A 20,033-nucleotide genomic window follows, 5' to 3' on the forward strand; every position below is an offset into this window, starting at 1 on the left:
ATGTTGGAACAGTATGATCTGCAATTAGAGCAGTGGATTGGCGAAATCGTGGCGAAGGGCGATGATGACGCTTTATTTGCAAGTGGCTATCTTCAAGGCCATTTCGCCGTGGTGTTGGCAGAATTGGAAGCCGAAGACGACCATAGCGCTGCCGCATTAGCGGAAAAAATGCAGCAATGTTTAAAGTTGGCCGCCAAAGAGTTAGAAGACCACGATTACCGTTTAGTTGCTGATGCGTGGCAAGAGTTGCAACAACGTCTTAGTGCCTAAGCGAGTTGTGGTTTATTGACTTAAAAACCCTGCAATGCAGGGTTTTCGTTTTTTGGCGCGTTAAATTCATTACTGTGAAGCAGTGAACGAACTAACGGTCAAAGACTAATGGCACGGCCTTTGAGCAGTTTGCGCAGCCACATACGGTTCGGACTCAATGCTTGTTGCACTTCAAGACTCACTGGCATAGGTTGCTGCGTTAGTTCACAGGCCAACATCTCCGCTGCCAATGGGCCACTGCAGATGCCGCGAGAGCCAAGTCCAGCCAGCAGATAAAGCCCGGTCAAAACCGGCGCAGGTTGTGCTTCCCACTCAGCGATGCTTTCCGGCGTGGGGCCGAGACTGTCGGCTTTGGCAAAAATGGCGGTTACGTCAGGCGCCGCCCCGACCATAGGTAAATGATCGCGAGTTACCATCCTGATGCCCACGCGCGCACGTTCCCCCTTGTCAATCTGTTCAACCCAATCATGCGCTTGATAGCTGAGTTTGAGTTTGTCGAGGTTATCTTGCTGCTCGTTGGCGCGAATATCGCAGTTTCGATCGCCTTTCACATAGGTCGCGCCAAGGCAATGCTGCTGTTGCCACGCTGGCGTCAGGTAGCCTTTGGCGCATATCACAGTGCTAAGTTGCGATAGCGTGGGATTAGTGTCAATTTCTGAAACTTGGCCGCGAAATGGCGAAATCGGTAACGCCTGCAATTGTGGCAGTTCGGTCACGCCCGCACCGTTGGCTAACACCAGTCGCTTAAACGGGCCGAATTGATACTCGCCACTGGTTAACATCCACCCCGCTGGTGTCGATTCAATCTTATCGATATGGCATTTAGTGGTGAGGCGGCAAAAGCCTAATGCCTGCGCCTGCAGCAGCGCAAGTTGGCTCAGTTGTTTAGGGCATACCCAACCACCATTGGGGTAATAGATAGCTTCTTCATGAATGGGTAACCCGGCAATCGCACTTGCGTCGGCGGAAGATTTCCACTGCAGTACCGCGTTTGACCAGCTTTGCCCATTCGCAATTTTTGCCAGTCGTTGGCGACTACGGTCATCAAAGCCGGTTTGCAACACACCACAAAACGCATGTGCAAGCTCAGGCTGGCTGCGGGCGAGGGCGGCTATGCGCTGGCGACTATATTCGAATGCCTGCACGAAAAAGCGGTTTTGCACTGAGTCTTCTGGCGTTAGTAGCGGATAAAGCGCACCTTGGCGATTACCAGATGCCGCAACCCCAGGTTCGGCATCAGCACAAAATACCTGACTGGCAACGCCTTTTTCTGCTAACGATAGCGCAAGTTGGCTACCGGCAACGCCAGCACCGATGATGGCAACGGGGTCATTGGCTAAAGTCGACGGAACCACAAACACCGGAAACGGCATCCTCGTCTGCAGCGCCTTGTTTGCTAAGGCTGATTTTTCTTGCTGCACGATTTCGCTGTCATTCGGTGCTGAAGCACACGTCATCAAAGGTATTTCACTACCAGAGCCCGCATTACTTTTGTTTAGTTGAAATCCCGCTGTCACGATTTGCTGTTGTAATGCGGCACTGACGTTTGCTGCCAGCTTTACCGTGGCAGCGGTTATACTGAGTAAGGCCATTTGCCAAATGGTGGCGGTTGCGAAGGTGTTGCAATCGGTGTGGGATAAATCCCAATGCCCAATTGAGGCAAACGGGATCAGTCGCTGTTTGAGGTGTTCGCTGCTGAGCTGCGGGTAGATATCAATACACAGTTGTTTATGAATAAAGCGCTGCCCAGTGATAAGGGCATCGGCACTCATCTGTGAGATGGCAAGTTTCAGCTCGTCGGTGCTTGGATCGCTGGCTAATTGCGCAAGCTGCTGCAGTAGCTGTTGCTGCAAGGCTGATGGCGCCGTATCGTTTGCCGATAAAAACAGCAGACGATAGCCGTGAATACTTGCTGTTTCGGCGCTAATCTCATCAAATAGCGTTTTTATCGCGGTGATACCGCAATAGGCAATAGTGGCAGAAAATCGCGGGTGTTCAGTTGTTTGCACAGTAACTACCGAGGTTTTATCAGGCTAAATGTGACATTGCTGTCGTAAATGGGCATCATTTTAGCCGGAGTTATGGAAAGCTGACCACTTGTGGGAAGCAAAACAGCTAACATTGCGTCAGCAAATTTGAATGTACACAATTGTACGGAATGGATAGTAAAACATGAAAAGAGTCGTGATCACCGGAATTGGCGTCGTTTCAAGTATCGGTAATAACAAACAAGAAGTGACTGAATCGTTGCGTGAAGGCCGTAGCGGCATCACCCATTCAGCCCAGTTTGAAGAGATGCAACTTCGCAGTCATGTCTGGGGAAACGTTAAGCTCGATCCATCTGAACTGATTGATCGTAAAGCATTGCGCTTTATGGGTGACGCTGCTGCGTACGCTTACATCGCGATGCAAGAAGCGATTGCCGACGCTAACCTGACTGAAGAGCAATATTCAAACCCACGTGTAGGTTTGATTGCAGGTTCAGGCGGCGCGTCTTCAGCTAACCAAGTACAAGCAGCAGATACGCTGCGTACCAAAGGTGTTAAACGTGTTGGCCCTTACATTGTGCCGCGCATCATGTCGAGCACTGCAAGTGCGTGTTTGGCAACACCATTCAAAATCAAGGGTATGAACTACTCTATCAGCTCAGCTTGTGCAACCAGCGCTCACTGTATCGGTCATGCGGTTGAACTCATTCAAATGGGTAAACAGGACATGGTATTTGCTGGTGGTGCAGAAGAGATTAACTGGACGCTGACCATGGGCTTTGATGCGATGGGCGCACTGTCATTCAAATATAATGACACGCCAGAAAAAGCTTCACGTACCTATGATGCAGCCCGTGACGGCTTTGTTATCTCTGGTGGCGGCGGTATCGTTGTGGTTGAAGAGCTGGAACACGCGTTGGCTCGTGGCGCAAAAATCTACGCTGAAGTGGTAGGTTACGGCGCGTCATCTGACGGCTACGACATGGTAGCGCCAAGCGGTGAAGGTGCTGCTCGTTGTATGCAAATGGCAATGCAAGATGTTGATACGCCAATCGACTACATCAACACTCACGGTACTTCTACGCCAGTGGGTGACGTACGTGAATTGGAAGCGATCAAAGAAGTTTTCGGTGATAAGATCCCACCAATCGCATCAACTAAATCAATGACCGGCCACGCACTGGGTGCCGCAGGCGTTCACGAAGCTATCTACAGCTTGATCATGTTGGAAAATGGTTTTATTGCGCCATCAATCAACATCGACAACTTAGATGAAGCTGCCGTTGGTTTACCAATTGTGACTGAATACCGTGAAACAGCATTGACCACTGTAATGAGCAACAGCTTTGGTTTCGGTGGCACTAACGCGACTTTGGTAATGCGTAAATACCAAGACTAATCAGTGATTACGGCTGAGATGAAAAGAGGAAGCTACGGTTTCCTTTTTTATTGGCGATTTTTTAGTTGAACAACCGTTTAAAAACGATTTGGCGGCCGATGCTGACTAGGACAAGCGGCGACTATCTTGCTAGAATTTAGGCCCTCTTTTGCAATTCCCAAAGACGCCTCATGAAACTGGTGGTTGATGAAAACATGCCGTTTGTACGCGAACTATTCGCGGACTTCGGTGAAATCGTAGCGCTCAATGGTCGTCACCTCTCGGCAGCGCAAGTCAGTGATGCCGATGTGTTGTTGGTGCGTTCAGTGACCCAAGTGAACCAATCGCTGTTGGCCAATAACACCCAACTCAAATTTGTTGGTAGCGCCACCATTGGTACTGATCATATCGATCACGCCTATCTTGGCTCGCGCGGAATTCCGTTCGCCAGCGCTCCCGGTTGCAATGCTACCTCTGTGGGCGAATATGTGTTTAATGCCTTACTGGAACTCGCCGACAAATACCATGCTGATTTACGGCAAAAGACCGTGGGTATTATCGGCGCGGGTAACACCGGCTCAGCCGTGGCAAAATGCCTGACGGCATGGGGCGTTAAGGTGTTGCTGTGTGATCCGCTATTAGCACAAACCGAAGACCCGCGCGAATTTGTCACGCTTGAGCAATTGCTGGCTGAAGCCGATGCCATTAGCTTACATGTGCCTATCAGTCATCAAGGTGAACATGCTACTTATCATCTGCTGGATGCTGACAAGCTGGCGCTGATGAAACCAGACTGTTGGTTGGTCAATGCCAGCCGTGGTGATGTGGTCGACAACCATGCGCTGTTAGCCAAGTTGCGGGCGCAGCCGTTCCCGGTGGCGCTTGACGTGTGGGAAGGTGAGCCAAAACCGCTGGCTGAGTTGGTACCGCTGGTGGATATTGCGACGCCGCACATCGCCGGATACAGCCTTGAAGGGAAGGCGCTTGGCACCTACATGCTGTATCAAACCTTGTGTGAGTTGCTGCAGGTATCGCCCACCAAATCATTGACTGAGTTATTGCCGGTGAACTGGTATCAAACACTCACGCTCAACCAAACGCCAGACCAAGCGGAGTTATTGCGCTTGTGTCGTTTTATCTATGATTTGCGCGACGATGACCGTCAATTCAGGAAAATTCACCAAATTCCTGACGGATTTGACAATATGAGAAAAAATCATCGCCATCGGCGAGAATTCAGCGCATTAGCACTGGTAAATGCTGATGGTTCTGAGGTAGATTGTCTCTCCAAACTTGGATTTTCAGGAGTCACTCGCTAAATGTCGCAGGAATATAATGTTGTAGTGTTGGGCGCTACCGGCGCCGTTGGTCAAACCATGATCGAGATCCTCGAGCAGCGCAACTTTCCGGTAGCTAAATTGTTCCCACTCGCCAGTAGCCGTAGTGCTGGTAACACGGTAACGTTCCACGGTAAACAGGTTGAAGTACTGGACGTGGAAACCTTCGACTGGACGCAAGCGCAAATTGGTTTCTTCTCTGCTGGTGGTGACGTGTCCGCAAAATGGGCACCCATTGCGGGCGATGCCGGTTGTGTGGTGATTGATAACACTTCACACTTCCGTTACGACGCTGACATTCCATTGGTGGTACCTGAAGTTAACCCGCATGCCATTGCTGACTTCCGTAACCGCAATATCATTGCCAACCCGAACTGCTCAACCATCCAAATGCTGGTGGCGTTGAAGCCGATTTATGACAACTTTGGTATCAGCCGTATCAACGTAGCCACTTATCAGTCAGTTTCAGGGACGGGTAAAAAGGCGATTGAAGAATTAGCCGGTCAAACTGCAAAATTGCTGCAAGGTTTGCCGTCAGAACCAAAAGTTTATCCAAAGCAAATCGCGTTTAACGTGTTGCCACATATCGATAAATTTATGGATAACGGCTACACCAAAGAAGAGATGAAAATGGTCTGGGAAACCCAGAAAATTTTCGGCGACAACTCAATTTTGGTTAACCCAACAGCAGCCCGTGTACCAGTGTTCTACGGTCACTCTGAAGCGGTACACATCGAGACTCAACAACCGGTTGATGCCGAGTCAGTCAAAGCCTTACTGCGTGATGCTCCTGGTGTTGTGTTGTTTGAAGATGATAGCGATTATCCAACGGCGGCAACAAATGCAGCGGGTGAAGACCCAGTATTTGTTGGTCGTATCCGTAAAGATATCTCTCACGAATGTGGTATCAACCTGTGGGTTGTCTCTGACAATATTCGCAAAGGTGCTGCATTAAACAGCGTTCAAATTGGTGAGTTGTTAATCCGCGATTATTTTTAAACTCATTGATTTAATTCTAAATGTGATGAAAGCCTGCCACGCGCAGGCTTTTTTTGTTTTACAATTGTGAACAGTAGCAGGGCAGTGATTTCTGGTTTATAGTAAACCCAATAAATACAAATGCCTAAAGCCTAGCGTTCATGGGCAAATGTCAGCTTAGAAAGGGAATAGTTGATGAACTTTCGCACTTCTTACTTGGTGGGCCTTTCGGCTATTTGTTTGGCACTTAGCGCTTATTTATCTGTGCCTTCAGCCCACAGCGAAGTTTTAAAAGTTACCGGTCCAAATGGAGAAAGCCGCCAGCAGGTAAGGCAATATGGACCAACGTCAGTCAATGACACCTTCTGGAGTATCGCGCAGAAAGTCCGTCCAGATGATACCGTCTCCATCTATCAGGTTATGGCGGCAATTTTTGAAGCTAACCCACAAGCCTTTACCAGCGATAATTACAACAGTTTAGAACGGGGCATGATCCTGCTGATCCCGTCAAAAGAGGTGATGGCGGCTATTCCGCTAAACCTTGCCCGAGCACGCGCCGAGCAGGATGATAAAAGTTGGAATCGCAAGGCAGCGGCACCTAATCCACAGCCTGCAGCGGCAAAGCCCGTTGCCGCCACAAAACCTGCACCAGTCGCTAAGCCGGTCGAACCCGCGGTAGATAAAGTCGCCAATCAAAAAATGGCTGAGTTACAGCAAGAAAACGATGCCTTAAAAGCTGAGGTTGCTGGACTTAATACTCGTCTGAGTGAATCTGAAACTCAGCGCCAACTCTTAGATACGCAAAATAAAGCGCTTGAAGAACGTCTATCTCTTTTCGAAGAACAGTTAACCGCCACTAAGTTACAACTTGCACAGCTACAGCAGGAACTCGCCGCTCAAACTGAGGCAGTAAAGTCTACTACACCTGCTGAGCCAGCACCGACCGAGCCTGTAGCCACGCCTGAGGCCGAGACGCAGACGGTTGAAATGCCCGATGACACTTGGCGCAGTATAGACAATAACCCGCTGCTGCTGACTGCAATGATCGGTTTACCTGCATTATTACTTGGCTTGGGTGGCTGGTTGTTTATGCGCCGTAAGCGTGCCGCCGCCATTGCCGCAACAGCTGCTCCATTAGCGGCATCGGCTACCGCTGCAGCGGCCATGGATGAAGTGGATTTTGTGGTTGATGATGACATCAAGCTCGAAGACGCTGAAGTGATCCACGACTCATTAGATGATCTGTTTGATGTCGACAATATTGAGCTCCAGCCTGAACAAGAGCTTGAATCTGATGCAAGTCAGATGGACATCGCCCATGAGATGTTTATCGATGATGGCGATGATGAGAATGCCGTACATTTGGATGATGAAGAAGGTCAGTCGCTTGATGCGCTGTGGGCAGAAGCCATCGGTGAACAAAGCGGTGAAGCATCAGGTTCTGCTAAAGCTGATGATGATTTTGAGTCCTTATTGGACGGATTGGATGACGAGCCATCGTTAAGTGAGTCGCTGCCGGATGATGTTGCCGCCGCTTTTGAGCATGATTTCGGTGGCGCTGACGATGACGTGGTGCGGTTGGATGACGACGAAGCACCAGCAGATGAATTCAACGGGCTCGATGCGGATGAGCTACTGGCTGCGCTCGAAGATAACACTGACGCGGATGATTTTGATGCCGATGCGTTATTGGCCGAATTAGAAGCAGATACCGAAAGTGCAACGACAACCGCTGATAGCGAAGATTTTGACCCTGATGCATTGCTCGCCGAGCTCGAAGCCGATTTACCGAGTGCGCAGACCGACATTGATGATTTTGATTTGGCTGATGAGATTGCGGCTGAATTGGAACAAGATGATGACGTAGAAGAGTTAGATCCAGATAAGCTGTTGGCCGAACTCGCTGCTGAACCACAGCCAGAAGACTTAAGCGATGAAATCGCCGCCGCTCTGGATGAAGAAAGCGCGCTGGTGAGCACTGCCGATGAACTCGATCCAGATGCGTTACTTGCCGAACTTGAAGCTGAGCCAATAGCAGAAGATCTCAGTGATGAAATTGCTGCTGAGTTAGCTGATGTAGACAACAGTGCCGATGAGTTAGATGCGGATTCACTGTTGGCGGAATTAGATGGTGCGTCGGCCAGCGCGGATGATCTGACGGATGAAATCGCTGCTGAACTTTCGCTTGAAGATGACGTCAGTGACTTTGATGAGCTTGATACTGATGCCTTGTTAGCTGAGCTTGAAAGCAGCGCTGCAGTGGATAGCGCTAATACAGCAACGGATGAGATTGAACTCGAAGATGAGCTTACCGTTGAGTTAACCGATGATGAGACGCTGGACAGTGTTGATGAGCTCGATGCTGATGCCTTATTGGCGCAGTTGGAACAGACCGCTGCAGAGCCTGATACCGCAACTGACGACGACACTGATGATTTTGATTTTTCTTTGGAAGATGAATTTGATCATCCCGCCGAAGATGAAAACTTAGATGATCTGTTAGCTGAGCTATCACAAGCGGAAGAGCGTAAGTCGGCGCGCGCCAAAGACTCAGGATTCTTTAACGATCTTAAAGGCCCAAAGAGTGCTGGGTTAGATGCCGATGAATTGCTGGAGAGCTTAGATGAGTCAGCGGGGTTATCGCTCAGTGATGATGACCTGTTAAAGCAGTTCTCTGCTGAGCAGCCACTGGTAGAAGAGGAAGAAAGTTTTGAATTGTCGCTGGTGGATGATGAACCAGACGATGTACCACGGCTGACAGTGGATGAAGCCCTTGCGGCACTGGACTCTGAAGAATTGTCTAAGCGACCAGTGAAGCCGGTGTCTGAAAGTGATCTGGCAAATTTCCAGAAAGAGAACGGCTTTATTGATATCGACCGTTTACTCAATGACGCTGATGAGTCAGATGATGATGGCGATCTTTATAAATCACTGGACGTCGATGTAGGCGATATCGATTCGCTAATGAGTGGCGCCGATATGGTGGATGTGGACGACGAGGAAAACTCAGTCAATGCCAAATTGGATCTGGCGCGGGCGTATATCGAAATTGAAGACAGCGACAGTGCTAAAGCGCTATTGCAGGAAGTTCAAGCTGACGGTAATGCGCGTCAGCAAGAGGAAGCTGCGAATCTACTGAAAGAGATTGGTTAACCGCTTGGATTGAAAAAACGGCACTTTTAAGTGCCGTTTTTTTATGCCCAAAATTGAGTGAATGCCGTGATTAACTGCGGCCTCTGCGCCATGGCTGTGGTAGAATCCGCCACCATTAGTAATGATGGGGGCAAGCATGCGGATTGCGTTAGGCGTCGAGTATGACGGCAATGGTTTTTACGGTTGGCAGCGACAATCAGAAGTAGAATCGGTGCAAGGGCACTTAGAACGAGTGTTATCAAAAATTGCCGATGAACCGATTGAGGTACAGTGTGCTGGCCGTACTGATGCAGGTGTTCACGCCACCGGCCAAGTGGTGCACTTCGACACGCAAGCGGAACGAAATATCGGTGCTTGGACGCTGGGCGTAAATGCCAATCTGCCTGATAACGTCGCGGTACGTTGGGCGAAAGTGGTTGACGATAGTTTCCACGCGCGTTTCTCTGCCACCGCACGCCGTTATCGCTACATCATTTATAACCATAACTATCGCCCCGGTATTTTGCGCCATGGCGTCAGCCATTATCACGGTGAACTAGATGAGCAACGGATGCACCGCGCCGCACAGCATCTGTTAGGTGAGAATGACTTTACCAGTTTTCGTGCGGTGCAATGTCAGTCTCGCACCCCATTTCGTAACGTGCATCGTGTTGATGTCAGTCGTCGTGGTAATTTTGTAATTGTCGATATCTCGGCCAACGCATTTTTACATCATATGGTGCGCAATATTGTCGGTTCGTTATTAGAAGTGGGTTATGGCAACCAAGAAGAGCAATGGATTGCCGATGTGCTCGCACTGAAAGACCGTACTAAAGCCGCAGCCACCGCCAAACCTCATGGTCTTTATTTAGTTGACGTGACGTATCCTGAGCAGTTTGCTTTGCCCAAGCCGCCATTAGGCCCGTTGTTCCTAGAATAAGCGGTTAGATACAAGACGTTGTCGCAAGGATTATTCATGACTCAAGATGTTTCAACGCTGCAGGCGCCAGCTGCCAACGCCGATATTGCCCAATGGCTCGATTATCAATTAGCGCTGCATGCGCGTGAAATCGATTTGGGCTTAGCACGCGTTACACAGGTTGCGCAGCAACTTGGGGTAATTAGCTTAACCAGTAAAGTGATTACCGTCGGTGGCACCAATGGCAAAGGCACCACCTGCCGTATGTTAGAAGAGATCCTGCTGGCCGCGGGCTACTCGGTGGGTGTCTACAGCTCCCCGCATCTTATTCGCTATAACGAGCGTATTCGCATCAATCGCCAAGACGTGGATGATGCCGCCATAGTGGCGGCATTTGAGCAGATTGAACAGGCGCGCGGGGCCACATCGCTGACGTTCTTTGAATTTGGTACCTTGGCGGCGTTGGTATTGTTTAAACAACAGCAACCGGATGTGGTGATCCTCGAAGTTGGGCTTGGTGGTCGGTTAGATGCCACCAATATTGTCGATTCCGATATCAGTGCAGTGACTTCGATTGACCTTGATCATCAGGCATTTTTAGGCAACACCCGCGAGCAAGTCGGCTATGAAAAAGCTGGGATTTTTCGCTTCGGTTGCCCGGCCATTGTTGGCGAACCTAACATGCCCGCCACTGTGAACGAAGTGGCTCATGCCAAAGGCGCATTTATTAAAGCGGTTGGACTCTCTTTCAACTACCAACAGCTTGGCGATGGCTGGCAGTTTGATGGTGAGCATTGGCACTTTTCCCAACTGCCGCTGCCACAACTGCCATTGCCAAATGCGGCGACCACGCTGGCGATTTTGGAACAGTTACTGCCCGATTTACCGTTGACGGCGATTCAGACCGGCTTAGCAAAAGCGACCCTAACAGGCCGCATGGAGCATTTTTCTGAGCAGCCGTTGGTGATATTAGATGTAGCGCATAATCCACACGCTGCGCGTTATTTGGCGCAACAACTGGCAGCGTTGCTGCAAGGCCGCCAATGCTATGCAATTTGCGGTATGCTCAAGGATAAAGATATACAGGGCGTGTTGAGTGTTATGGCGCCCTTAGTGCAGCAATGGTCGCTGGTCACTATTGATACTGAGCGCGGTGCTACCGCTCAAGAGTTGTACCAAGCGTTACCTGCCGAGCAAAATGTCAGCTTATTTGATGATTTTTCTGCGGCTTGGCGTGCACTTACCCCCAAACTTAGCCAAGAAGATGTGGTAATCGTGTTTGGCTCCTTTTACACTGTGTCTGGTTTTAAGGAAGTTGTGCAAACTATCGGAAAGGAATAGAGATTTTGGCAACACAGTTTCACAATCGGTTGGTTGGCACCATCGTCATTGCGGCGCTGGGGGTGATTTTTTTACCTGATATTTTAGATGGTAAAAAGACGCTTAAGCCTGAGCAATTTGCGGAGATCCCGTTGCGCCCTGAGGTTGCAGAGGTTAACCAAGACACGCAAGTGTTTCAGGTGTTGGATACCCCGCAATCGATAGAACCACAATCAACTGACGATGAAGCCTACAGCCAAACCGGCGCGGCTGATGCTCAGCCCGTAACTGAGGTCGCCAGTGCCAATCCGCCATCGCACACTGAACCCGCTACCGTAGAACAACCAAGTGCTAAACCGAGCGCTTCGAGTGCGAAAGTCGAACCCGTTAAGCCTGCTGCGGCTAACGCTCAAGTGGCTTGGACCATGCAGTTGGGCGCCTTTAGTAGTGTTACCAACGTCAAAGGTCTAGTCGCTAAACTGCAAAAAGCCGGCTTTGCCGCGTACACGCTGCCGAACAAGCCGGTTGAAGGTAAGTTGACTCGCGTTTTTGTCGGTCCAGAGGTTTCGCTCGACAAGCTCAGAAGCCAACAACAAAAAGTAGAGTCACTGACCTCACTAAAAGGTAAAGTGATTCGCTTCGACCCATTAGAACATTGAGTCAATGTCGTTTTTCAGAACAATTATTTCTGATTGTGGGGGTGAGAATGCACTCGCTCTCTGGTAGAATCGCGCCGTTCTCAATCATTGCTGGACACTTCTACCCATGGCTTGGATAGATTACGCCATCATTATCATTATCGGACTATCAACGCTGGTCAGTTTGATCCGCGGCTTCGCCAAAGAAGCGATGTCATTGGTTGTCTGGTTTGCTGCCTTTTTTGTTGCGAGTCAGTTTTATCAAGAACTTGCGGTCTATATCACCCAGCTGAACGATGAAATGCTGCGAAACGGTGTGGCGATTGCCATTCTGTTTGTGGCGACATTGATTGTGGGGGCGATCGTCAATTATCTGGTAGGGCAGTTGGTGCTCAAAACCGGCTTGTCAGGCACTGACCGCATGTTAGGTCTGGTGTTTGGTGCCATTCGTGGCGCCTTGATTGTCAGCGCATTGTTATTCTTTTTGGATGCTTTTACTGGCGCCCCCAAAACTGATTGGTGGCAGGCATCGCAATTAGTGCCAGAATTTGGAGTGGTTATTCAGTGGTTCTTTGACTATCTGGAAAGCACCTCTAGCTTTGTACCCAAAATATAAAAAGATTATTCGAACATCTTAATACGAGGAAACTTACCCATGTGTGGTATCGTCGGAATAGTTGGCCGCTCAACGGTTAATCAAACCATTTATGATGCATTAACTGTGTTGCAGCATCGTGGCCAGGATGCGGCGGGTATTGTGACCGTAGATAACCGAGCCTTTCGTTTGCGTAAGGCAAATGGCTTGGTAAAAGATGTGTTTGAGCCTAAACACATGCAGCGTCTTCAAGGTAATGCCGGTATCGGCCATTGCCGTTATCCTACTGCTGGTAGCTCCAGTGCATCTGAAGCTCAACCTTTCTATGTCAACTCACCTTTTGGTATCTCGTTAGCGCACAACGGTAACTTGACCAACACAGTGCAGTTAGCTGAAGGCTTGCAGCAAAAACGTCGTCACGTGAACACCACCTCAGATTCTGAAGTGCTGCTTAACTTGCTGGCAGACGAAATTGATAAGACAGATAGCGCTCAGCTGTCTGCCGATGAAGTGTTTGATGCCGTAGCGCGTCTGCACGAACAAACCCGTGGTGCTTATGCCGTTGTAGCTATGATTGTGGGTAATGGTTTGCTGGCGTTTCGCGATCCATTCGGTATCCGCCCACTTATTCTGGGTAAGCATGAAACCGCCAACGGCACTGAATATATGGTGGCCTCTGAAAGCGTAGCGCTAGATGCGGTCGGTTTTGAAGTGATGCGTGACGTTGCCCCAGGTGAAGCGATTTATATCACCCTTGATGGTGAACTTTACACCCGTCAATGCGCCCAATCGCCAATGTACAGCCCATGTATTTTTGAATTTGTTTATTTTGCGCGTCCTGACTCAACGATCGACAAGGTGTCGGTATACGCCAGTCGCGTAAACATGGGTACCAAGCTGGGTGAGAAGATCAAGAAAGAATGGTATGACCATGATATCGACGTGGTGATCCCAATTCCTGAAACCTCAGTTGACGTGGCATTGGAAATTGCCCGCACCATGGATCTGCCGTATCGCCAAGGTTTTGTGAAAAACCGTTATATCGGCCGTACCTTTATCATGCCGGGTCAACAGCAACGTCGTAAGTCAGTGCGTCGTAAACTGAACGCGATTAATGCTGAGTTTAAAGACAAAAACGTACTGCTGGTGGATGACTCCATCGTGCGTGGTACCACGTCAGAACAGATCATCGAAATGGCACGTGAAGCCGGTGCGAAGAAAGTGTATTTCGCTTCAGCAGCGCCTGAAATTCGCTTCCCGAACGTTTACGGTATCGACATGCCAACCTCTAATGAATTGATCGCCTATGGCCGTGATTCAGACGAGATTGCTAAGTTGATTGGTGCTGACGGTATCATCTTCCAAAATCTAGACGATTTGGTGGATGCGGTACGTATGGAAAACCCAGATATTAAACGCTTTGAAACCTCAGTGTTTGATGGCCACTACATCACCAAAGATGTGGATCAATCCTATCTGGATCACCTGACTCAGCTGCGTAACGACGATGCAAAAGCAAATCGTAACCGCGATATCGGCACTAACTTAGAGATGCACAACGAAGGGCATCCATAAGCTAAGCTGATTCTATGCATTAAATATCAAGGCCTCGCAATTGCGAGGCCTTATTGTTTAGCGCGAATAGTTAGTGAGCTCTTACCGCTGTAGACGCCAAATATCGTAGTGGCGGCTTAGCCAACCATCATTACAGTATCATTTTGGGCTTGTTGTTGGCTGAGCTGGCCTAATTTAGCAAGCGGCAGGGCTTCAGTATAAAACCAGCCTTGATGCAACTCGGCGCCAAGTCGGCGCAGTTCAGCGGCATCGGCGCTGTTTTCCACGCCCTCAGCTACTACGCTGCAGTTAAGCTCGGTGGCCAGTTCGATGATATGACACACAATCGCGCGGCTGACATCATTGATCAGGAAGTTATTCACAAACGAGCGGTCGATTTTGATTTGCGATATCGGCAACTCACGTAATAGCACCAAAGACGAGAAGCCCGTACCAAAGTCATCCACGCTAAACTCAAAGCCCATTTGATTCAGTTTCGACATCACCACTTTGGCTTTTTGCAAATCATCGACCACGTCAGTTTCGGTGATTTCAAAAATGATGTCGCTGGCGTGTAGTCGGCCTTGTTGCAGCATTGCGCCAAGTTGTTGTACGAGGTTGTCGTTTTGCAGGTCTTTCGCGGAGAGGTTGATATGGATGCAGTGGCTAAAGCCCATCTGTCGTAATGCTGGCAGATCATCCGCAACACGATTCAGTACCCAGTAGGTAATGGCATTGATCAGTGGGCTACGTGAAGCAAATGGAATAAACTCTTCCGGCAACAGCACCTTGCCAGAGGCTTGTGGCCAGCGTAACAGCGCTTCGACACAACAAGTGGTATTGCTGACACTGTCCACAATAGGTTGATAGTAAAGTTCAAACTGATTCTGCCGCACCGCGTCTGAAAGCTGCTGTGACAAACGCAATTTGCGCTCAGCCTCTGCACCAATCACTTGATCATATAAGGTGTAGTTGCCTTGGCGTTGCTTACAGTCATACATGGCAATGTCGGCTTTTTTGATTAAGTCAAACAGCTCGTTACTGTGGTCGGGATAGCAGGCAATGCCGATGCTGGCCGAGCTTTTCATCGAGTGGCTGTGAACCACGAATGGCGGTAGCATCTTCGCATGTATGCTATCAACCAAGGTTAATAATACTTCGAGGCTTCGTTCGCGGTAGACAATGGCAAACTCATCGCCACCGATACGAAACAGCATCGCTTTTTCGGGAATCACCTCATTGAGGCGTTCGGCCACCAAACGTAAAAATTGGTCGCCATAGTAATGGCCGAGGCTATCGTTGATCTGTTTGAAGTTGTTCAAGTCGAGAAAAAATAGGGTGAACGGCTTACTCACTCCGCTAAGCACACTCAGATGTTCAAACATGCTTTTACGATTATTGAGCCCAGTCAGCTCGTCGGTTAACGAGTTATGGCGCTCTTCCATCGCAATCGACTCAATTTTAAGAATGGTTTTAAGCGCTTGCGGAATAATAGTGGCAACAAACACCGCCCCGAAAAAGAGGATGGTCGCCAATAACCCCATGGTGAAATTCACCGGATGATAAAACAAGCGCAATAGGAATAGGCTATAGCCAACACAGAAGAATAGGATCAGCACCACCAGCCATTTCCAGCCGGTGGCATGGTCATTTTGGCAAATGCGACAGGCAGGTCTGATGCTGCTGAGTAGCAACAATAAACCTAATCCAACTGCCAAATATGCAATCCAATCTACTGCCATTGAGTAGTCCTTTACTCCTGAAATTTGAAATTTACTAGATGCTAATGTGTGATGCTATTCACATTGCTAAGGCAAATAATTGGCCGATATTAACAATGGTTCGCCCTTGCTAACAGTGAGAAGGGTCACATTGTGAAAGGCTCGTCGAGCGGGGTCACTGTTAAGCGTGAATCACGATTGTCATTTTGAAAATCGTGATTAAAGATTTTCAAAATGACAATCCATTGTTGTAGTCAGTCTGACTCAATCTTTTTGCTTATGCCGTATCAGTATGTGAGCCAGTTAGCATTCTTACCGTCGTTACTTGCTTGCTGGCGCACACAACAGTGATTTAGCAGCGCTGGAATGGTATTGTTATTACGATTATTAATTTCGTAATAACTCGCCTTGATTACGCGTGACTAGGATTTTCATGTTGTCGATTGCTGACCTTAAACGCACACGGATGCTGTGCTGCGTACTGTTAAGTTTGTGCTGCTCAACGGCAGTCCATGCGCATTTTCTTGAATTGATCCCCACGACTGACATTGTCGCTTCGCCCGCGCAAGCAAAGCTCGGTTTTACCCTGCAATTTACCCATCCTATGGCGCAAGGGCCTGTGATGCCATTAGCTTTGCCCAGCCAGTTTGCAGTTGTTGGCCCAATGGGAAAACAAGATTTACTCCCGAGTCTTGTTTCGAAGAATAGTGATAAAGCGCAGTACTTTAATGCCGAGTATCAGATCAAACGCCCCGGCGATTATCTGTTTTATGTGCAACCGCAACCTTACTGGGAACCGGCTGAAGCCAAGATGATTGTGCATTACACCAAGGTGGTGGTCGATGCCTATGGCATGGAAGCTGGCTGGGATACCGAACTCGGTTTGCCGACCGAAATTGTGCCATTAACCCGACCATTTGGTTTGTGGACCGGCAATCTGTTTCAAGGGGTAGTGAAGCAAGCGGGCAAGCCTGTGCCATTTGCTGAGGTAGAGGTGGAATGGCGCAATGATGGCAGCATTACGCCGCCCTCAGATCCTTACATTACTCAAGTGCTACATGCTGATGCTAATGGCACTTTCAGCTACGTGATGCCGAAAGCGGGCTGGTGGGGATTTGCCGCGTTAACTGAGGCAGACAGCACCATGACCAACCCAGAGGGCAAGCAGGTGCCCGTGGAGCAGGGCGGTCTTATCTGGGTGTTTGCCCGCGATATGAAGTAGGAGCAAAGATGGCGCATATTCCTGAAGGTGTGGTTTCAGCGCCAGTGCTAATTGGCGCTGGCGTGGTGGCTGTCGCGGCACTCTGTTACGCGGTGCGTAAATTGGATTACGCCAAAATCCCTCATGCCGCGGTGTTAGCCGCCTGCTTTTTTGTGGCCTCGTTAATTGCTGTACCGGCAGGACCTAGCAGTGTGCATCTGCTGCTCAACGGCTTGATGGGCTTATTACTGGGTTGGACTGCGGTGCCAGCCATTATGGTTGCCTTGGCGTTGCAAGCGGTGTTTTTCGGTTTTGGTGGTCCGTTAGTGCTCGGTGTGAATGCGCTCAATATTGCGCTGCCGGCGTTAATCGTGGCTGGGCTATTCAGTGGATTGCTATCAAAAGCGATTATACAGCGACAAACTCGGCGTATTTATCTGCTCGGTGGGTTAGCGGGGTTAATCGGTGTGGTGGGCACCGGCGCAATGGTCTGTTTCACTTTGATTGTCAGCTACAATGCCTATCGTACCGCCGCCAATATTATCGCGCTGACATATCTGCCATTGGCGATTGTTGAAGCGTTAGTCACCGCCACCATCGTTGGTTTTATTGCCAAAGTTGCACCAGAGATGCTGACAAAGGTCGTGTATAACGCCGCTACGGCAGAAAATAGTGAATTGAGCGCTGCGAAGGAGCCGCAAAATGCTGAGGTCTTGTAAGCCTATGTGGCACATTATCGGCCTTGCACTGTTGTTGGAGTGTGGCTCAGCCTCGGCGCACCTGCTTAAAGTGTTTGCTTGGATGGAAGGTGAGCAAGTGGCGGGCAAGGCCTATTTTGCTGGTGGTGTTTCTGCCAGTGGCGCATTTATAGTGATTTACGATGCCAACCAGCAGCAGTTGGCAAAAGTTGCACCAGACGCCGCAGGAAACTTTCGTGTTGACGTGCCGTATAGTGCTGGTTACCGCGTAGAAGCCAACACCGGCGACGGTCATGTGGCGACCTGGGAAATTCCCGCCGCAGAGGTGACCGCGCCAGCCACTGCGGCCACATCGTCCAACTCGACTAAACCGAAAAAAATCCTCAGTGCTAACGGTGTCGTCACCGAATTGCCTGCCGTTGCTTCCCAAGTCTCTAATTCCCAATTATATGCGTCCAACGCAGCTGCCCCCAAGCTTACGCAAACCGTTAAGCCGACCGCAGAAGCTCAAGCGACCTCAGTAAGTGCGAGCATCAGCACAGATGTCACGCCAGTTGTAGTATCGCAACAAGCGTTACAACAGTTGATTGAAACTGCCGTCGCCAAAGAAGTTGGGCCGCTACGGATGGAACTGCAACAAACTGCATCTCGCGCCAAGCTGTCAGACATTATCGGTGGCCTTGGGTTTATTTTTGGCATCGCAGGATTTGCGATGTGGTGGCGCAGTAAAAAATCCTGATGCTGGCCACTCAACTTCAAGCTAAACACCAACAAAGCCTGCTGATGCGGTGTGACCCGCGGGTCAATATGCTCGCCGCGGGCGTGTTCACTTTATTCGCCCTATTGCTGCAGCAAGTGTTGCCTCTGCTGCTGATGCTGGTGCTTGGCGGCTTGTTGAATTTGGTCAGCGGCACCCAGTGGCGCTCCATGCTCACGCGGTTATTGGCCTTTGAAACCTTTATGTTGCTGCTGGTACTGATGCTGCCGTTTTCGGTTGCTGGTGATACTTGGTTCAGTGTTGCCGGTGTTGATGCATCGATTCAAGGCGCGACTCAGGCGCTGGCCATTTGGCTACGTGGCAACGCAGTCGTGTTGGCCTTGTTGGCGTTATTGGCGATTCGAGAACCGATCAATTTGGGCTATGGTGCGGCGGCACTGGGGTTTCCGGTCAAATTGATCCACCTGTTTATGATGACAGTGCGCTACATCCAAGTGCTGGGCGAAGAGTTCCAGCGCTTGCGTAATGCGATGAAGGCGCGAGCCTTTACGCCTGCCAGTAATTGGCACACTTGGCGCAGCTACGGTTGGCTGATGGGGATGTTGCTGGTGCGCAGCATGGAGCGGGCGCAGCGGATTGTTGATGCCATGCGCTGCCGCGGTTTTGATGGCAGCCTGTATTTGCGCTCGCAACTGCGTTGGCAGCGTAGCGATAGTCTGCTGCTACTGGGGTTGAGCCTAATATCGTTATTGCCGCTGTTGTGGCAACTGTTTGGAGAATAGCCGCGTGACTGGCACGATGAAAATTACCCATCCGTTGCTTTCGGTCACCGATTTAGCGGTGAATTACGCCCAGCGCAGCGTATTCAATGGCGTGAGCTTTGATCTGTATCCCAAAGAGCGGCTGGCACTGGTCGGGGCAAATGGCGCGGGTAAATCGACGCTATTACGTACCTTGATTGGCCTAAACCAGCAGTTTAGCGGCCAAATCGTTGGCTTGGGTCAGCGATGCCGTCAAGAAGCAGAGTTTCAGCAGTTGCGTAAAAAAGTGGGCTTTTTGTTTCAGGATTCGGATGACCAACTGTTCTGCCCAACGGTGATTGAAGATGTGGCGTTTGGGCCACTTAATCTTGGGCTGAGTGCCGAGCAAGCGCAGCAAAAAGCGTTAGCCGTGTTAGCATCGCTGGGGATGGCCGAGTTTGCTGAGCGGATTACCTATCGCTTGTCGGGCGGCGAAAAGCGCATGATTGCTTTGGCCACTGTATTAGCGATGGAGCCCGAAGTGTTGTTATTGGATGAGCCGACCAACGGATTAGATGAAGCGGCGCAGCAGCGGTTATTGCGCCATCTTGATAGCTTGCCGCAGGCGATGATTATCGTGTCGCATGATCGCAGTGTGTTAGAGCGCTTGGCAACCCGTGCGGTGTTGCTGGAAGCCGGGCAACTGACCAAAGCGGTAATGCATCGCCATCCCCATGAACATCTGCATGTTCACGCCGAAGCGCGCATTATTGGCAGCGCTCATGAGCAAGAGCATCAATAGCGATTCGACAAATACCGCATTCAGGATGGGACTGGGTAAACAAA

General features: G+C 49.8%; 17 protein-coding genes. 15 read left to right on the forward strand and 2 right to left on the reverse strand.

The genetic code is table 11. The features are described from left to right. Positions 1-270: a YfcL family protein gene (locus JYB87_RS07055; RefSeq protein WP_207356167.1), complete on the forward strand. Its 270-nt coding sequence runs from the start codon at positions 1-3 to the stop codon at positions 268-270. A 98-nt stretch (positions 271-368) separates the two neighbouring features. Here the strand turns inward: JYB87_RS07055 and mnmC are convergent, their stop codons facing one another. Next, the gene (mnmC, locus tag JYB87_RS07060; RefSeq protein ID WP_207356168.1) at positions 369-2,279 is read right to left on the reverse strand and encodes an FAD-dependent 5-carboxymethylaminomethyl-2-thiouridine(34) oxidoreductase MnmC; all 1,911 of its coding nucleotides are present in this window, start codon (positions 2,277-2,279) and stop codon (positions 369-371) included. A gap of 163 nt (positions 2,280-2,442) precedes the next feature. Here mnmC and fabB point away from each other — a divergent pair, with 163 nt between their 5' ends. From fabB to purF, 9 genes are all read left to right on the forward strand, one after another. Beyond that, positions 2,443-3,657 (forward strand): beta-ketoacyl-ACP synthase I, encoded by a 1,215-nt coding sequence (gene fabB, locus JYB87_RS07065; RefSeq protein ID WP_207356169.1) that lies wholly within the window; start codon positions 2,443-2,445, stop codon positions 3,655-3,657. Between the two features lie 170 nt (positions 3,658-3,827). Further along, positions 3,828-4,955, forward strand: a complete 1,128-nt coding sequence (locus JYB87_RS07070; protein WP_207356170.1) for a 4-phosphoerythronate dehydrogenase — start codon at positions 3,828-3,830, stop codon at positions 4,953-4,955. Beyond that, the gene (locus tag JYB87_RS07075; protein ID WP_207356171.1) at positions 4,956-5,972 is read left to right on the forward strand and encodes an aspartate-semialdehyde dehydrogenase; all 1,017 of its coding nucleotides are present in this window, start codon (positions 4,956-4,958) and stop codon (positions 5,970-5,972) included. 174 nt (positions 5,973-6,146) lie between these two features. Beyond that, on the forward strand, positions 6,147-9,104 hold the full coding sequence (locus tag JYB87_RS07080) for a FimV/HubP family polar landmark protein (RefSeq protein WP_207356172.1): 2,958 nt from the start codon (positions 6,147-6,149) through the stop codon (positions 9,102-9,104). Between the two features lie 136 nt (positions 9,105-9,240). Further along, complete coding sequence (gene truA / locus JYB87_RS07085) at positions 9,241-10,023, forward strand: tRNA pseudouridine(38-40) synthase TruA (RefSeq protein ID WP_207356173.1); 783 nt, start codon at positions 9,241-9,243, stop codon at positions 10,021-10,023. 36 nt (positions 10,024-10,059) lie between these two features. Continuing rightward, positions 10,060-11,343, forward strand: a complete 1,284-nt coding sequence (gene folC, locus JYB87_RS07090; protein ID WP_207356174.1) for a bifunctional tetrahydrofolate synthase/dihydrofolate synthase — start codon at positions 10,060-10,062, stop codon at positions 11,341-11,343. Positions 11,344-11,348: 5 nt separating this feature from the next. Beyond that, positions 11,349-11,981 (forward strand): SPOR domain-containing protein, encoded by a 633-nt coding sequence (locus JYB87_RS07095; protein ID WP_207356175.1) that lies wholly within the window; start codon positions 11,349-11,351, stop codon positions 11,979-11,981. A gap of 106 nt (positions 11,982-12,087) precedes the next feature. Beyond that, a complete protein-coding gene (locus JYB87_RS07100) occupies positions 12,088-12,576 on the forward strand; it encodes a CvpA family protein (protein WP_207356176.1) in 489 nt (162 codons plus the stop codon). 39 nt (positions 12,577-12,615) lie between these two features. Next, positions 12,616-14,130, forward strand: coding sequence for an amidophosphoribosyltransferase (gene purF, locus JYB87_RS07105; protein WP_207356177.1), 1,515 nt, complete (start codon positions 12,616-12,618; stop codon positions 14,128-14,130). Positions 14,131-14,246: 116 nt separating this feature from the next. Here the strand turns inward: purF and JYB87_RS07110 are convergent, their stop codons facing one another. Beyond that, entirely contained in the window at positions 14,247-15,851 is a 1,605-nt protein-coding gene (locus JYB87_RS07110; protein WP_207356178.1) for a putative bifunctional diguanylate cyclase/phosphodiesterase, read from the reverse strand. 412 nt (positions 15,852-16,263) lie between these two features. Between JYB87_RS07110 and JYB87_RS07115 the strand changes: the two genes are divergently transcribed. From JYB87_RS07115 to JYB87_RS07135, 5 genes are read left to right on the forward strand one after another with little or no spacing between them, the layout of a single operon-like run. Further along, positions 16,264-17,052, forward strand: coding sequence for a DUF4198 domain-containing protein (locus tag JYB87_RS07115; RefSeq protein ID WP_228729966.1), 789 nt, complete (start codon positions 16,264-16,266; stop codon positions 17,050-17,052). A gap of 8 nt (positions 17,053-17,060) precedes the next feature. Continuing rightward, a complete protein-coding gene (gene cbiM, locus JYB87_RS07120) occupies positions 17,061-17,750 on the forward strand; it encodes a cobalt transporter CbiM (RefSeq protein WP_207356179.1) in 690 nt (229 codons plus the stop codon). After that, positions 17,734-18,468, forward strand: coding sequence for a hypothetical protein (locus JYB87_RS07125; protein ID WP_207356180.1), 735 nt, complete (start codon positions 17,734-17,736; stop codon positions 18,466-18,468). The genes cbiM and JYB87_RS07125 overlap by 17 nt, the downstream gene beginning before the upstream one ends. Further along, positions 18,468-19,229 carry a cobalt ECF transporter T component CbiQ gene (gene cbiQ, locus JYB87_RS07130; RefSeq protein WP_207356181.1) on the forward strand — a complete coding sequence of 254 codons (762 nt, stop codon included), beginning with the start codon at positions 18,468-18,470 and terminating at the stop codon, positions 19,227-19,229. The genes JYB87_RS07125 and cbiQ overlap by 1 nt, the downstream gene beginning before the upstream one ends. A 4-nt stretch (positions 19,230-19,233) precedes the next feature. After that, positions 19,234-19,989 carry an energy-coupling factor ABC transporter ATP-binding protein gene (locus JYB87_RS07135; protein ID WP_228729967.1) on the forward strand — a complete coding sequence of 252 codons (756 nt, stop codon included), beginning with the start codon at positions 19,234-19,236 and terminating at the stop codon, positions 19,987-19,989. The last annotated feature ends 44 nt before the right edge of the window (positions 19,990-20,033 follow it).

Source organism: Shewanella avicenniae (genome assembly GCF_017354945.1).
GTDB classification, from domain to species: Bacteria; Pseudomonadota; Gammaproteobacteria; order Enterobacterales; family Shewanellaceae; genus Shewanella; species Shewanella avicenniae.